The organism is Acidovorax sp. FG60, from assembly GCF_057808995.1.
This window is the reverse complement of sequence record NZ_JBMDJC010000035.1, coordinates 1-15,596: the sequence shown is the minus strand read 5'-3', so window position 1 is coordinate 15,596 and position 15,596 is coordinate 1. Positions and strand designations below refer to the sequence as shown.

Sequence of the window (15,596 nt, the reverse complement as noted above, 5' to 3'; positions counted from 1 at the left end):
AGAACTTGGGTTTGCGGTCAAACCGGCCGTTTACTTGGGACGGTAGATCACGTACACCTTCGCCACCTGCTCGCGGCTGTCCCAGGTGCAGCGCGCGCCTTGCTCGACGAGGAAGATGTCGCCCTTGGAGAAGGTGGCGCAGCGGCCCGTTTCATCCACAAAGTCCACACTGCCCTGGAGCAGGTGCATCAGCTCGTAGTGTTTGTAGAAGAGCGGGCGGCGCGCATAGGGCGTGGAATCCCAGGTGCCGCACATGAACTCGCCATCAGCCGATTGGTAGTCGGTGAAATTGCGGCAGGAGGGGGCAGGCGTGGTCAACAGGTCCAGGGGTGGCGTTCCCGAGGGCTTGAGTTCGGGTGATTGCTGAATGGGCACGATCACACCGCTGCCGGGCTGACTGAGGTTGTAGCGCGTGAAGATGAGCGATACCGGCGCCGATGCCGACCAAGTGAACTCCGCGCCGTGCGGGATCACGGCGCTCTGGCCGGGCTCCAAGGTCAGCGTGGTGTTCTGGCGCTCGCCCTGTTGGACGAGCGTCAAGCGTCCTTCGTGGACGATGATGAACTCATCTGCGGGCAAGGTCGGCACCGTGCCGCCGCCAGCTTCGAGCATGATGACGCCCGCCGTCACTGGGCCACCGGGCGCCCAGTCCAGCGCGCGACGCTGGACAAGAAAGGGGTCGTCCCCTGCCAAGGACTCCATGGCTACGCCTTGGCGGGCATCCCGCGCAAACGCGCGCAGGTCGATGAAAGAGGGAACCGGGGTGGCTTCGGCCGCTGGGGCCAGGGCGGACTGCAGTTTGGACATGCTGGTTTTAATGGAAGGAGCAGGAAGAAGGTGCGGTGGAGCGCAGGGGTTATGCCGCTTGGGCCACAGGCTCTGCAAATCGGCCGATGTGGTACTGCCCGATAGGCGTGCTGGTTGCGCCGGTGTGGATCAGCTCTGCCATCACGTCGCCCACGCCGGGACCCAGCTGGAAACCATGGCCCGAGAAGCCGAAGGCGTAGTGCAGGCCAGGCACGCGAGCGCTGGGGCCCATCACGGGGCGACTGTCCTGCATGTAGCCTTCGATGCCGCTCCACACGCGGATGATGTTCAGGCGATTGAAGGTTGGCACCACGCGTGGCAGCTGGGCGAGCGTCATCAGTGTGCGGCGAGGGTGTACGTGGGCACGTAGGTTTTCCATGTCCACGGGCTCGTGGCCACCGCCGCCGATGACGATGTTGCCGCGTGCCACCTGTCGGAAGTAGACGATTTCCTCTGGCACATCGGTGGCCAAGCCGATCGTTGGGGCAATAGCGTAGGGCACCGGCTCTGTCACGCACATCTGTGGCCCCTTGACCTGCAGCGGCACTGGCTCGCCGAAGGCTGCGCTGATGCGGTCGCCCCATGCGCCGGCAGTGACCAGCACGACGGGCGACGCAAAATTGCGACCATCTGCTGCCTGCACCTGGAAGTCCTCGCCCGCTTTTTCAATGTGGACGATCTCGGTATTCTCAAACACCTGGGCGCCTTCACGCACCGCAGCACGCCCGAAGGCCGGCGCCGCCAGTCGTGGGTTGGCGTGGCCATCGTGCGGGGCGTAGCAGCCGGCCGTGACCTCCGGCCCCAGGAACGGAAAGCGCTCGCGTACCGCCTTGGCCGTCATCATCTGCAGGTCCAGGCCATAGGGCTGGGCATCGCGCGCATAGGCTTCCATACGTTCGGCATGCACCGGGCGGTAGCCCACGCGAAGGTGGCCGCTGAGCAGGAGCTCCACATCCTCGCCTATCAACTCCTTGAGGCGGCCCCAGACATCGCGAGAGCGGTTGGCCAGCGGCAACTGCTCAATGGCGCGGCCCTGCCGACGCACATTGCCGAAGTTGACGCCGCTGGCCTGCTGCCCGATCAGGCCGCGCTCCAGCAGGATCACCGAAACTCCGCGCTTGCGTAGAAAGAATGCGCTGGCCGCCCCCATGAAGCCGCCGCCCACGATGATCACATCTGCTTTCAGTGCGCTCATGCCGCTTTCTCCTCACGCACCGCGATGGACAGCGGCTTGATGGGCGCCTGGCCGCGCAGGCGGCCCACCTGTTCCACCGGTACTCCGGCTGCGCTGGCAATCACCTCGGCGCCCGCATGTCCGCAATACCTGCCCTGGCAACGACCCATGCCCACGCGGCTGAAGGCCTTGGCGCGATTGGCCTCTTGGGCGCCCATATTGCACACCACACGGCGTAGTTCGCCGGCGGTGATGGCTTCACAGCGGCAGACGATGGTCTCGTCAGGCAGCAGCGCGGCTTGGTGCGCGGGCCAGGGGAATGCTTTGGCAACCCCCTGGCGAAAGCGTTCCATCGTGGCCTGTTGCGCGCGAAGCTGCTGCAGCTGGTCGTTGGCGACCTCCAAGCCGAAGTCCTTCAGCACGGCCATCGCGGCCAGGCGGCCCGAGATCTCGGCGGCGTCGGCGCCCTGCACGCGCATGCCGTCACCCGCCAGGTACACGCCGGGCACAGACGTGCGGCCGTCTTCGCGCACTTCGGGCAGCCATTGGCGCGTCTCGGCGGCGAAGTGAAACGCGCAGCGCGCCAGATCGGCCAATTGGGTTTCGGGCCGCAGGTGGTAGCCCATGGCTACCGCGTCGCACCCGAAGGTGTGGGTGGTGCCACTGGCGTCGCTCACCACCACACCCTGCACACCCGTTTCCGTATCGCCAGTGATTTCCATTGGCGTGATGCCCGTCAGCACCTGTACCCCAGCACGCTTGATGCTGGCCACGAGCGCCACCCCATTGAGCAGCACCGAGGGCCGAGCCAGAAGCTTGGGCAGCGCCGCAAAACGACCTGCCAACGGCGATGTGTCCAGCACGGCCGACACGTGCGCCCCCGCCTTGAGGTACTGTGACGCCACCAGGTAGAGCAAAGGCCCGGTGCCCATGAAGATCACCCGGCGGCCTATCGCGCAGGCCTGGGCTTTCAAGGCGATCTGGGCCGCACCCAGGCTGTAGGTGCCCGCCAGCTGCCAACCCTTCACGGGCATCAGTCGGTCGGTCGCGCCCGCGCAGATCACCAGCGCATCAAAGGGCAGGGTCGAGGCACGCTCGCCGCACGCCACATGCACCTGCTGGTCGGCAATGTTCCAGGCCAGCGTATGGGGTAAATAGTCGATCTGGTCGCGCAGCATATCGAAACTTGCATGCAGCGCCTCTGCGCGCCCGGCTTCGGTGCCGTAGAGCTTGGCGTAGGGGCGTGTGAAGTTGTCGGGCTGGCGGCGGTAGATTTGTCCGCCGTCGCGCTGGTTCTCGTCCACAACCGTGGGGCGCAGACCGGCTGCTGCCAGGGTCTGTGCGCAGCGGACCCCTGCAGGGCCTGCGCCGATGATGACTACGCGCTGTGGTTGGGCCATGTTGCCTCCGGTTGTTGGGTCACGATGTGCATGCCTTCTTCCACTGTGGTGGAGCAGGCGCGCAACCGGTGGCCGTCAGCGGTCCACACCCAGCAGTCCTGGCAGGCACCCATCAGGCAAAATCCCGCGCGTTTTCCATCCCCGAATTCAGACTCGCGCAGGTGCCGCGTGTGGCTGAGCAAGGCGACCATCAGCGTGTCGCCAGCGAGTGCGGCGGCCATCTCCCCGTCGATCACGATACGCACGCGGGCGCGGGCCTCCTCTGCCAGACGGAAAAATCGTTGGCTCATCTCATGTCTCCTGTTGCCTGCCGTTGTCCTGGCAGGTCGATGGAATCAGCGGGCTTTCAGCAGAGCGCCTGGGTCACGATGGCGAACAGCCCGGGCGCGCCTTCAGGGTGCTGCAGCGGTGCGCCACGCACCATGGTGGTGGGGGCGTCCACGCGCAGCAGGCCGATGCTCTCCAGCCACTCGGCCAGGCCGGAGGAGAAGTCGATGTCTATGCGGGTGAAGCGCCCCGCATTCATGCCGGCCAGGTGGGCAATCAGCGCCTTAGCGCTTTCCGCGTCGGGCGCAACCACGGGGCCGATGACATGGCCGCGGCCAAAGCGGCGCAGGATGGCAAAGCCCTTTTGGGTGCCCTCGTGGTCCAGCACCACGCAGGCGTCCGCCTGTGCGATCAGCTCGTCGATGAGCGCAGCCCGGGGCATACCGCGCGCGTCCCGGTCCAGCTGGTGCAGGGCGGCGGCTTCGTTCAGCCCTGAGGGGCGCAGACGCCAGCCAGCGGGTAGCGCAATGAGCGGGGTGGGCTGTGCCATGCCTTGGTGCTGGCGGATCTCTCCGGTGCGTACAAAGCCCAGCCGCTCGTACAGGCCCCTGCCTTCTGCGGTGGCCTGCAGCAGCACGGTTCGGTCGTCCATGTCTTCCAGTAGCGCACTCATCAGCCGATGGCCGATGCGCCGACCCTGGCAGGCGGGCGACACAATCACCAGGCCGATGGTGGCGTGGTGGTCGCCCCAGAGCCAGCGCTGGGCCGTGGCCACCACCTTGCCATCGCGCTCGGCCACCAGGCCTTCGCTGTGGGCGAACATCTGCTCCCAGTCCACAGGGCGATGGGGCCAGCGCTGCTCTGCCGACAGTGCATGGGCCTGGGGCAAGTCGTCGGCGGTCATCGGGCGCAGCACTACACCGTCGTCGGCGACAGCAGCGTGTAAAGAGGAAACGGCGGGCTTCGGCGGCATAAAAAGCACCTCAAGGCAATGGAAATTGGTGCTTATCTTGGACGACATCGCGGCGTTGCACCAGCACCGAATTGGGGTTTGCCCGCAACTTGCAAGCATCGTCTGCGGACCCCTCTCGTTTTGCAATTTGCTGCCGCCTGGGAGGTCCTTATGGGCACAAATGCTGGGCCTTAGTGCCTAGCATCAACCATCTATTTCCACCTTCCGCCCGGACCTGCGGGCGACACCATTGCCATGCCACTTTTCGACCCTCAATCCATTGCGGTTGCGTCCGGCCATTTCATCGGCGGCCAGCTGGTTTCTGACACTGGGCGCCTTACGGTGTTGCGCCCCTCTGATGGGCAGGCGCACGCCGAACTGCCTGTGGCCGACGCATCAACCGTGGATGCAGCAGTGCAGGATGCATGGCGCGCTTGGCGCACTTCCGACTGGGCGCGCCGCGCTCCCCGGGATCGGGCCCGCGTCCTGCGCCGTTGGGCCGACCTGGTTGAGGCTGATGTGCAGCATATGGCTCCGCTTGAGGCCGTTTGCTCCACCCGTCCTCTGCGCGATGCTGCTGCGTGGGACGTGCCTTTCACCGCCGAGGGCCTGCGCTTCTTTGCCGAATATGCTGACAAGCTGGGCGGCGAGGTGGCCGCTACGCGACACGACCACCTGGGCATGGTGGTGGCTGAGCCCTATGGCGTGGTGGGGGCGATTACGCCCTGGAATTTTCCGCTGGTGATGGTGTCCTGGAAAGTGGGAGCGGCCCTTGCTGCGGGCAACGCCGTGGTGCTCAAACCCTCGGAGATGACACCATTTTCGGCTGTGCGCCTGGCTCAGCTGGCCATCGACGCGGGTGTGCCGCCAGGGATCTTCAACATCGTGCAGGGCGATGGCCGCACGACGGGCGATGCGCTCACACGCCATGCGCTCATTGCAAAGATGACTTTTACCGGCTCCACGCGCACGGGTGCCGCCATCATGGCCAGTTGTGCGCTGCAGGGGCCTAAACCCGTCACGCTGGAGCTGGGCGGCAAGAGCCCGCAGCTAGTGTTTGACGACGCACCCGATGTGGACCGCCTCGCCGACATTATTGCTGGCGCCATCACCGGGAACGCGGGCCAGGTGTGCGTTGCGGGCTCGCGGCTCATCGTGCAGCGCGGCATCGCCGATGCACTGATGGAACGCTTGGCGCAGCGCTTTGCGGCTCTTCGCCCCGGGGCTACTTGGGATGCGCAGGCCACGCTCTCCCCCATCATCTCTGCACCGCAGGCCGCGCGTATTCTCGACATCATGGAGCGATCGCGTGTCGCTGGAGCCCAAGTGCGCAGCGGTGGCGGTCTGTTTGAGGGCGGTCCAGGTGGTGCCTATTTCCAACCGACGCTGCTGGAGGGCGTATCAGCCGACAACCCTGCCGTACAGGAGGAGATCTTTGGCCCGGTGCTGACGATGCAGACCTTCGACACTGAGGAGGAAGGATTGGCATTGGCTGCGCATGCGCATTACGGTTTGGCTGCAGGCGTACACACGGCTGACATTGGCCGGGCGCTACGTTGCATGCGAGGAATCTCTGCCGGAACGGTTTGGATCAACCGCTATGGGCGCAGCGCCGACTTCGTCATCCCTACAGGGGGGTATCACCAATCGGGCATTGGCAAGGATCTGGGGCGCCAGGCAGTGGAGGCCAATCTGCGCTTCAAAAGCGTGCTGATCGACTTTGCTGCGGCGCACTAATGGTGCGGTTTTGCACCCATGCTGTGCGCACCACACGACATGCCAAACGCCCCCACGCAATGCGCAACTTTGTCGCGTGCAAGGGCCCTATTTCCCAACACGTTCTGCGTTGTGAAGTGCTCCAATCAATTCGACATCACTTTGTCGCAAACAGTAATTTCGAGATGCGATTGGCGACGATCGGCAACCTAACTTTGAAGGAACAGAGACCATGACTTTTCGCCCCAAGTACGTGACTTTCGACTGCTACGGTACGCTCACCCGGTTTCGCATGGCCGAGTTGACGCGCGAGCTGTTTGCTGACCGTATTCCAGCCGAGCGCATGGAGCAGTTCATTGCTGACTTCACCGCCTATCGCTTCGACGAAGTGCTGGGCGACTGGCAGCCCTACGACGTGGTGCTGAAGAATGCGGTGCGTCGTTTGTGCAAGAAATGGAAGATCCAGTACTTCGACACCGATGGTCAGACGTACTACGACGCCGTACCCACGTGGGATCCGCACGCTGATGTGCCAGCCGGCTTGGCCAAAGTGGCCAAGGAGATCCCGCTGGTCATCATCTCCAACGCCATGGATAGCCAGATCCAGAAGAACGTGGCCATGCTGGGCGCGCCCTTTCATCGCGTGTACACCGCCCAGCAGGCCCAGGCTTACAAGCCGCGCCTGAAGGCTTTCGAATACATGCTCGACTCGCTGGGCTGCAACCCAGAGGATGTGCTGCATGTGTCCTCCAGCCTGCGCTACGACCTGATGTCGGCAGACGACATTGGCATCGTCAACAAGGTTTATGTGAACCGCGGCCACGGCCCGGGCAACCCTGCCTACCGTTACACCGAGATCCAGGACATCGGCGGCCTGCCCGGCGTGGTGGGTCTCTGATCGAGCTGCACCGCCATACCCCTCCAATTTTTCCACGGCGTTCATCACCATGAAGCTCGATTCGTATTGGAACGATGGCTTGCCTATCTCGCAGGCGCCCGCTGCGGGCAGTCTGCCGACCAAGGTGGATGTGGCCATCGTGGGCGGCGGCTTCACTGGCCTATCGGCAGCCCTGGCTCTGGCCCGCCGGGGCGCGAGTGTGGTGGTGCTGGAGGCAGGGGCCACGGTGGCCCCCGAAGCCTCGGGCCGTAACGGCGGACATGTGAACAACGGCTTGGCCGTGGACTACGCGGACGTGGCTGCACGGGTGGGTGTGCCCCAGGCGCGAGCCTGGTACCAAGCCTATGACGATGCGGTCGACACCGTGGCCCGGCTGGTAGCCGATGAGGACATCGACTGCGACTTTCTGCGCCACGGCAAGCTCAAGCTGGCTACGCGGCCTTACCAGATGGAATCACTGCAGCGCAGCGCTGAACGGCTGATTGCCGATGGCGTGGACACCGATGTGGAGGTGTTCGATGCCGCCCGCGTGCGCAGCGAAGTGCAAAGCGAGCGTTTTCACGGCGGCCTGTTCTACAAGCGCAGCGCGCAGATGCACATGGGTCGTTTTGCCCAGGGGCTGTCCCATGCTGCACAGCGCCAGGGTGCTGAGATCTACACCGGCACGCGGGTAGACCGCCTGGAGCGCGTGCAGGGGCATGCCCACCGCTTGCATACCAGCCATGGTGTGGTGGCCGCTGATCAGGTGCTGTTGGCCACGGGTGCTTCGCGCCACGGCGGCTACGGCAGCTTCGGCTGGCTGCGGCGGCGCATCGTGCCGATTGGCAGCTTCATCGTGGTGACGGAGCCTTTGGGCGCCGAACGTGCGAATGCACTGCTGCGTGAACGCCGCACCTACACAACCATTGCCAATATCCACCACTACTTTCGCCTCACGCCGGACCATCGCTTGGTGTTCGGGGGGCGCGCGCGTTTTGCCATCTCCAGCCCGCAATCAGACGCCGCCAGCGGGGAGATCCTGCGCGCGGGCCTGGCAGAGACCTTTCCGCAACTGGGCCCGGTTCGTCTCGACTACTGCTGGGGCGGCCTGGTGGATGTGACGCAAGACCGCCTGCCCCAGGCGGGCGAGCGCGACGGCGTCTTCTATTCGATGGGCTACAGCGGCCATGGCACGCAGATGTCTGTGCATATGGGCCAGCGCATGGCTGCGGTAATGGCAGGCGATGCTGACGCCAATCCCTGGAAGAACCGGCGCTGGCCTGCTATCCCGGGGCATTTCGGGCCTCCCTGGTTTCTGCCTGCGGTGGGTCTGTATTTCCGGCTCAAGGACCGGCTGGCCTGAAATTGGGCCTGGCTTGCAGCCAACCTTTTCCTTTCTGACAACACAACCCCGCGATCCATTTTTCAACGAGGAGCATGACCATGAGCGATAGCCACAAACAATTTGAGCAACTTGTCGGTCCCGGCGAGAGCCTTCGCGTGATGAGCTCGCTCAAGCGCGGCGCAACCCGGCGCGACGTGCTGGCCATGTTGACCGCATGCGGCATGCAGGCCACGGTGGCGGGGGGGATTGCCAGCCTGGCCACATCGGCCCATGCGCAGACCCCCAAGCGCGGAGGGCGCATTCGCGTTGCGGGCGCCACTGCCTCGGCCAACGACACGCTGGACCCAGCCAAGCAGTCCAACCAGACGGACTACTCGCGCTGCAACATGCTCTACAACGGACTCACGTCGCTGGACGCCACGCTCTCGCCCCAGCCGGCGCTGGCCGAATCGTTCAACACGCAGGACGCCAAGACCTGGGTCTTCACCCTGCGCAAGGGCGTGGTGTTCCATGACGGCAAGGCGCTGTCGCCCGCCGACGTGGTGTTCTCGCTCATGCGCCACAAGGACCCGGCCACGGCCTCCAAGGCCAAGGTGCTGGCCGAGCAGATCGACACCGTGCGCGCCAGCGGCCCGAACGAAGTGACCATCGTGCTGTCGGCGCCCAACGCCGACCTGCCCGTGATTCTGGGCACCTCGCACTTCCAGATTGTCAAGGAAGGCACCACCGACTTCACTGCGGGTATCGGCACCGGCCCCTACAAGCTCAAGGAGTTCAAGCCCGGCGTGCGCTCCGTCCATGTTCGCAACGACGCTTACTGGAAGCCCGGCAAGCCCTACCTGGATGAAATCGAGTTCGTGGGCATCGGCGACGAAAACGCCCGTGTCAACGCCCTGCTGTCGGGCGGCATCGACCTGGTGGGCGTCATCAACCCCCGCTCGGTGGCGCGCGTCAAGGGAACGGCGGGTTTTGCCATCATGACCACGCAATCGGGCCAATACACTGATCTCATCATGCGCAAGGATGTGGGCCCTGGCATGAACCCCGACTTTGCCCTGGCGATGAAACATCTGTTCGACCGCGAACAGATGAAAAAGACCATCGCACTGGACCATGCTGTGTTGGGCAACGACCAGCCCATCGACCCCACAAATCGCTTTTACTTCAAAGACCTGCCGCAGCGTCCGTTTGACCTGGACAAGGCCAAATTCCACCTGCAGAAGTCGGGTGTGACCGGGAAGATTCCTGTGGTCACCTCGCCCGCAGCTATGTACTCGGTGGAAATTGCATTGCTGCTACAGCAGGCAGGCCAGCGCATTGGCCTGGATCTGGATGTCAAGCGGATGCCTGCCGATGGCTACTGGTCCAACCATTGGCTGAATAGCCCGGTCGGTTTTGGAAATGTGAACCCGCGACCGAATGCCGACACCATCCTCACGCAGTTTTTCAAGTCAGATGCGACCTGGAACGAATCGCGCTGGAAGAGCACCCAGTTTGACCAACTTCTGCTGGCCGCGCGTTCCGAAGTCGATATCACCAAGCGCAAGCAGATGTATGCGGACATGCAGACCATGATCCACAACGACGCGGGCATCGGCATCCCCATGTTCTTGGCCAGCATCGACGGGCACAGCACCAAGCTCAAGGGCTTGTCGCCGATTCCGATTGGTGGGCTGATGGGCTACATGTTTGCAGAAAACGTGTGGCTGGACGCCTGAGCCACGGCGACGCCTCGCACAAGCCTCTTTGCCCTTGAACGATCCGGCTATGGATGCACCCCACATCACCTTGAGCAGCCTGCTGGAGCAGCGCGATCATGCGCCGCTGCAGCGGGCCCTCGCACGCGGTGCCACGCGCAGAGATGTGATGGCGATGTTCATGGCCGCCGGCATGCAGTTGGGGGCAGCGGGTGTCATGGCTGGGTTGGCAGCTACTGCTCATGCGAGCACGCCCAGGCGCGGTGGGCGCATCCGCGTGGCGGGTACCACCACCACAGCCTCCGAGACACTGGACCCGGCCAAGCAGGCCAACCAGATGGACTATGCGCGCGGCCACATGCTCTACAACGGGCTGACGGCGCTGGATGGGGCGCTTACCCCCCAGCCCGCGCTGGCCGAGTCCTTTTCCACACAGGACGCGAAGACCTGGGTCTTCACTCTGCGCAAGGGTGTTGAGTTCCACGACGGCAAAGCGCTTTCGTCGGCCGATGTGGTGTTCTCGCTGCTGCGTCACAAAGACCCGGCCACGGGTTCCAAGGTCAAGGCGCTGGCTGAGCAAATTGCTTCGGTGCGCGCAACTGGACCTGCTGAAGTGACGCTGGAGCTCGCCGCGCCGAATGTGGACCTGCCAGCCATTCTTGGGACTTTCCACTTCCATATCGTCAAAGCGGGCACTACAGATTTCTCCAAAGGCATCGGCACCGGCCCGTTCAAGCTCAAGGAGTTCACGCCGGGCGTGCGCTCCGTGGTGGTGCGCAACGAGCGCTACTGGAAGCCTGACCGGCCCTACCTCGACGAGATCGAATTTACCGGTATCGCTGACGAGAAGGCGCGTGTCAGCGCCTTGCTGCATGGCGATTTCGACCTCGTGGCGGGCATTGATCCGCGCTCGGTCGGGCGCGTCAAGAGCACCAAGGGTTACGCCATCTTCACCACGCAAGGGTCGCACTACACCAATCTTGTCATGCGCCGAGACACTGGGCCGGGTGCAAACGCCGACTTCGTGCTGGCTATGAAGCACCTGATGCACCGCGAGCAGATGCGCAAGATCGTGGCGCTGGACCATGCGCTGGTCGCCAATGACCAGCCCATCAGCCCCACCAGCCGCTTTCACTTTGATGAGTTGCCGCAGCGTCCTTTCGACCTGGACAAGGCCAAGTTCCACTTGAAGAAATCCGGCGTAACAGGGCCCGTGCAGGTGGTGGCATCTCGCGCGGCAATGTATTCGCTAGACATGGCCCTGATGTTGCAACAGTTTGCGCAGCTGATCGGCCTGGAACTGGATTTGCAGCAGGTGCCGGCCGACGGCTATTGGTCCAAGCATTGGCTCAGCAGCGAGGTGGGCTTTGGAAACATCAACGCCCGCCCCACAGCCGACACCATCCTCACCCAGTTCTTTAAATCAGACTCTGCTTGGAATGAATCACGCTGGAAGTCCGAGCGGTTTGACCAATTGCTGTTGGTTGCCCGCGCCGAACTGGATGTGGGCAAACGCAAGCAGATGTACGCCGATATGCAGACGATGATCCACCACGATGCCGGTGTTGGCATCCCGTTGTTCCTGGCCAGCATTGACGGGCACTCCAGTCGCATCAAAGGCCTGCAATCCATTCCACTTGGCGGGTTGATGGGCAACGCATTCGCTGAGCACGTCTGGGTGGACGCCTGATAACCGAATTCCAAGAATATGAGACACGCAAAACCATGAATCACGTCATTTTGTCATTGCTGATCAAACGGATCGCGCTCGCTTGTGTGTCGCTGCTCGTGGTCTCGGCCATCGTGTTTTCGATTACCACAGTGCTGCCGGGCGATGCGGCGCAGGAGCAGTTGGGCCAGGATGCAACCCCTGAGGCGCTGGCGGCCCTGCGTGCCCAAATGGGACTCAATGTGCCAGCCCCCGAGCGCTATGTGAAGTGGCTGTGGGGCGTGGTGCAGGGCGACCTGGGGCAATCCATCACCACGCGGTTGCCGGTGGCCGAGCTGGTGGCCAGCCGCCTGCCCAACTCGCTGCAGCTGGCCGCAGTCACGGCCCTGTTCTCGGTTCCCATCGCGCTGCTGTTCGGCATCTTGTCGGCAGTGCTGCGGGGTTCGTGGCTTGACCGCATTGCCTCCAGCCTGTCGGTGGCGGTGGTGTCCGTCCCTGAGTTTTTGGTGGCTACGCTGGCGGTGCTGGTGTTCGCCGTGCAGCTGCGCTGGCTGCCAGCGCTCTCGTACGTGAACGATATCGAATCCATGGGACAGATGCTGCGCGCATACGCCATGCCCGTTCTCAGCCTGTGTTGCGTGATCGTGGCGCAGATGATGCGCATGACGCGCGCTGCGGTGATCGACCAGCTCGAAGCGCCCTACATCGAGATGGTGCGGCTCAAGGGAGCATCACCCCTGCGCATGGTGCTCGCCCATGCATTGCCCAACGCGGTAGGGCCTATTGCCAATGCGGTGGCGCTGTCGCTGTCGTACTTGCTAGGGGGGGTAATCGTGATTGAAACCATCTTCAACTATCCCGGAATTGCCAAGTTGATGGTGGACGGGGTGATTCAGCGCGACATGCCTCTGGTGCAGACCTGCGCCATGATTTTTTGTACCGGGTATTTGCTGCTGGTCACGCTCGCTGACGTTTGCGGAATCCTGGCAAACCCGCGTCTGCGCCACCGTTGAAGCCCCAGTCTGGAGAATTTTCTGATGCATTCGCTTCCCCCTTCCCCGACTTCAGGTGCTTCTTCGCTGCCACCTGCCCCCGACCGTGGCCGGACCTTGCGCTGGCTTGCGGGCTTTGGATTCTCCGGCCTGGCTGGGTTGGTGATTCTCGTGTTCTGGTTGCTCACCGCACTGCTGGGACCGTCGTTGCTGCCCCGCCATCTGGTGGACCTACAAGCCTCGGTGGTCTATGCACCAATTGACTTTCAGCATTGGTTAGGTACGGATTACCTTGGCCGCGACATGCTGGTGCGAGTGGTACAGGGCGCGCGCTACACCGTAGGCGTGGCCCTGGTGGCCACCTTGATTGCGAGCAGCACGGGAACGGTGCTGGCGCTGCTGGCAGCAGCCACGGGATCGTGGGTGGACGCCTTCCTGAGCCGACTGCTGGACACGCTGACTTCCATTCCCAGCAAGATGTTCGCGCTGGTTCTGGTGGCTGGCTTCGGCTCGTCCATCGGCATGCTGGTGTTTACCGCAGCGCTGCTGTATGTGCCCGGAGCCTTCCGAATCGCTCGCTCGCTGGCCGTCAACATCAATGCACTGGACTACGTGACCGTGGCCCGTACACGGGGCGAGGGAACGCTGTACATCATGTTGCGCGAGATCTTGCCCAACATCATTGGCCCCATCCTCGCAGACCTTGGGTTGCGCTTTGTGTATGTGGTGTTGCTGCTGGCCAGCCTGAGCTTTTTGGGACTGGGTATTCAACCTCCCGAGGCCGACTGGGGTTCGCTGGTGCGGGAAAACGTTGACGCGCTAGCAAACGGCGGCGCAGCGGTGATTGCGCCGGCCCTGGCCATCGCCAGCTTGACCATCTCGGTCAATTTGGTCATCGACAACCTGCCGGGCCGTGCGGCCCGCGAACGTCAAGGACATTGAACATGGGCGCTTCTGTCATTGTGAAAGACCTGCACATCACCGCAGGCGATCAGACTCTGGTGGACCACCTGAGTTTCGTCATTGAGCCCGGCGAGGTGCTGGCACTCATCGGTGAATCCGGGTCAGGCAAAACCACTACGGCGTTAGCCCTGATGGGCTACGCACGCCATGGCTGCGCGATCACGGGCGGCAGCGTGCGCATTGGCGACACCGATGTGCTGGGTTTGTCACCGGCCGGTCAACGGGCGCTGCGAGGACGCACCGTGTCGTATATCGCGCAGAGTGCGGCGGCGTCGTTCAACCCCTCGCGCACCATCATGGACCAAGTGGTGGAGCCCGCGCGCATCCACGGCACCATGCCCCGTGCCGAGGCCGAGGCCAAGGCTGTACAACTTTTCAGCGAGCTGGCGCTGCCCAATCCTGAAACCATCGGCCAGCGTTACCCACACCAAGTGTCTGGCGGGCAGCTGCAGCGACTGATGGCGGCCATGGCACTCATCACCGACCCGGACCTGGTCATCCTGGATGAACCCACCACCGCGTTGGATGTGACTACGCAAATCGAGGTGCTGCGCGCTTTCCGCCGTGTGGTGCGCGAGCGGCGAGCCACGGCCGTGTACGTCAGCCACGATCTGGCTGTGGTGGCGCAGATGGCGGACCACATCCTCGTGCTGCGTGGCGGCCAGATGCAAGAGGTGAACTCCACCGCGCAGATCCTCGCCAAACCTGCGCATGAGTACACCCAGAGCCTACTGGCAGCCGCACGCCCTGCGCCGCGCGCCACCGGCCATTGCAAGGGCGAGGGTGAGCTACTGCTGGAGGTGCGCGAGCTCTCGGCCGGATACGGCCCTGTGGATTCGAAGGGACAGCCTGCAACGCTGATCCTGGAGGACATCAATTTCAAGCTGTACCGCGGCCAGGCCATCGGTGTGATCGGCGAATCCGGCTCGGGCAAGACCACGCTGGCGCGAGCGGTTGCCGGGCTGATTGCTCCTAGCAAGGGCAACATGCTCTTCAAAGGCCACGCGCTGCAGCCTGACCTACGCCAGCGCAGCAAGGAAGATTTGCGGCAGATCCAGATCGTCTTCCAGATGGCGGACACGGCGCTGAACCCTTCGCAGACCATCGAGCGCATCCTGGCGCGACCGCTGCAGTTCTATAAAGGCATGCAGGGTCCTGCGCTGCAGCGGCGTATCCATGAGCTTCTGGATCTGGTGCGGCTACCGCATTCTGTGGCGCAGCGTCTTCCGGGCGGTCTCTCAGGCGGGCAGAAGCAGCGGGTGAACCTGGCGCGCGCCTTGGCCGCTGAGCCTGACCTGATCCTGTGCGATGAAGTGACATCGGCACTCGACACTGTGGTGGGCGCCGCCGTTCTGGACCTGATGGCAGACCTGCGCCGCGAGCTGGGCGTCTCGTATCTGTTCATCAGCCACGATCTGCACACCGTGCGGGCCGTGTGCGACGAGATCATCGTGATGCAGCATGGCCGCAAGCTCGACCATGTTGCGCGCGCCGACTTTGACCGCGGCCCGCACCATCCGTACTACGAACTCCTGGCCGCCTCGGTGCCCGAGCTACGCCAGGGTTGGTTGGAAGAGCGGGACCTTCAGGTCACCCGTGCGGTTGCGCCTGTGGCGCTGGCGGCGTGAGCGCAGTGCTGCCAATGAATCTAGGAAGGAGCACCCATTCATGATCCCGATATTCCGCATCGCCGTCCTGCCCGGAGACGGCATCGGCAAAGAAGTCATGCCCGAAGGA

Annotated in this window: 13 protein-coding genes; 8 read left to right on the top strand and 5 right to left on the bottom strand. The window is 63.5% G+C overall.

Going from position 1 to position 15,596, the window contains the following annotated elements; translation table 11 throughout:
• Positions 1–30 precede the first annotated feature (30 nt).
• From ACODS0_RS27085 to ACODS0_RS27065, 5 genes are read right to left on the bottom strand one after another with little or no spacing between them, the layout of a single operon-like run.
• Positions 31–807 (bottom strand): cupin domain-containing protein, encoded by a 777-nt coding sequence (locus ACODS0_RS27085; protein ID WP_488838316.1) that lies wholly within the window; start codon positions 805–807, stop codon positions 31–33.
• Positions 808–856: 49 nt separating this feature from the next.
• Positions 857–2,002: an NAD(P)/FAD-dependent oxidoreductase gene (locus ACODS0_RS27080; RefSeq protein WP_487257677.1), complete on the bottom strand. Its 1,146-nt coding sequence runs from the start codon at positions 2,000–2,002 to the stop codon at positions 857–859.
• Positions 1,999–3,381: an FAD/NAD(P)-dependent oxidoreductase gene (locus ACODS0_RS27075; protein ID WP_488838314.1), complete on the bottom strand. Its 1,383-nt coding sequence runs from the start codon at positions 3,379–3,381 to the stop codon at positions 1,999–2,001. Before ACODS0_RS27075 ends, ACODS0_RS27080 begins: the two co-directional genes overlap by 4 nt.
• On the bottom strand, positions 3,360–3,671 hold the full coding sequence (locus ACODS0_RS27070; protein ID WP_487257675.1) for a (2Fe-2S)-binding protein: 312 nt from the start codon (positions 3,669–3,671) through the stop codon (positions 3,360–3,362). Before ACODS0_RS27070 ends, ACODS0_RS27075 begins: the two co-directional genes overlap by 22 nt.
• A gap of 56 nt (positions 3,672–3,727) precedes the next feature.
• The gene (locus ACODS0_RS27065; RefSeq protein WP_488838312.1) at positions 3,728–4,621 is read right to left on the bottom strand and encodes a GNAT family N-acetyltransferase; all 894 of its coding nucleotides are present in this window, start codon (positions 4,619–4,621) and stop codon (positions 3,728–3,730) included.
• A gap of 234 nt (positions 4,622–4,855) precedes the next feature.
• On the opposite strand from ACODS0_RS27065, the gene ACODS0_RS27060 reads away from it, so the two are divergent.
• The 8 genes from ACODS0_RS27060 (at position 4,856) to ACODS0_RS27025 (ending at position 15,487) form a co-directional block, all read left to right on the top strand.
• Positions 4,856–6,337, top strand: a complete 1,482-nt coding sequence (locus ACODS0_RS27060; RefSeq protein ID WP_488838310.1) for an aldehyde dehydrogenase family protein — start codon at positions 4,856–4,858, stop codon at positions 6,335–6,337.
• A 211-nt stretch (positions 6,338–6,548) separates the two neighbouring features.
• Complete coding sequence (locus ACODS0_RS27055; RefSeq protein ID WP_487257672.1) at positions 6,549–7,214, top strand: haloacid dehalogenase type II; 666 nt, start codon at positions 6,549–6,551, stop codon at positions 7,212–7,214.
• A gap of 49 nt (positions 7,215–7,263) precedes the next feature.
• The gene (locus ACODS0_RS27050; RefSeq protein ID WP_488838308.1) at positions 7,264–8,556 is read left to right on the top strand and encodes an NAD(P)/FAD-dependent oxidoreductase; all 1,293 of its coding nucleotides are present in this window, start codon (positions 7,264–7,266) and stop codon (positions 8,554–8,556) included.
• A gap of 80 nt (positions 8,557–8,636) precedes the next feature.
• Positions 8,637–10,256, top strand: coding sequence for an ABC transporter substrate-binding protein (locus ACODS0_RS27045; RefSeq protein ID WP_488838306.1), 1,620 nt, complete (start codon positions 8,637–8,639; stop codon positions 10,254–10,256).
• Between the two features lie 148 nt (positions 10,257–10,404).
• Positions 10,405–11,925: an ABC transporter substrate-binding protein gene (locus ACODS0_RS27040; protein WP_488838325.1), complete on the top strand. Its 1,521-nt coding sequence runs from the start codon at positions 10,405–10,407 to the stop codon at positions 11,923–11,925.
• A gap of 35 nt (positions 11,926–11,960) precedes the next feature.
• A complete protein-coding gene (locus tag ACODS0_RS27035) occupies positions 11,961–12,917 on the top strand; it encodes an ABC transporter permease (protein WP_488838304.1) in 957 nt (318 codons plus the stop codon).
• A 24-nt stretch (positions 12,918–12,941) separates the two neighbouring features.
• A complete protein-coding gene (locus ACODS0_RS27030) occupies positions 12,942–13,838 on the top strand; it encodes an ABC transporter permease (RefSeq protein WP_488838302.1) in 897 nt (298 codons plus the stop codon).
• A gap of 2 nt (positions 13,839–13,840) precedes the next feature.
• Positions 13,841–15,487, top strand: coding sequence for an ABC transporter ATP-binding protein (locus tag ACODS0_RS27025; protein ID WP_488838300.1), 1,647 nt, complete (start codon positions 13,841–13,843; stop codon positions 15,485–15,487).
• Positions 15,488–15,596: the final 109 nt, after the last annotated feature.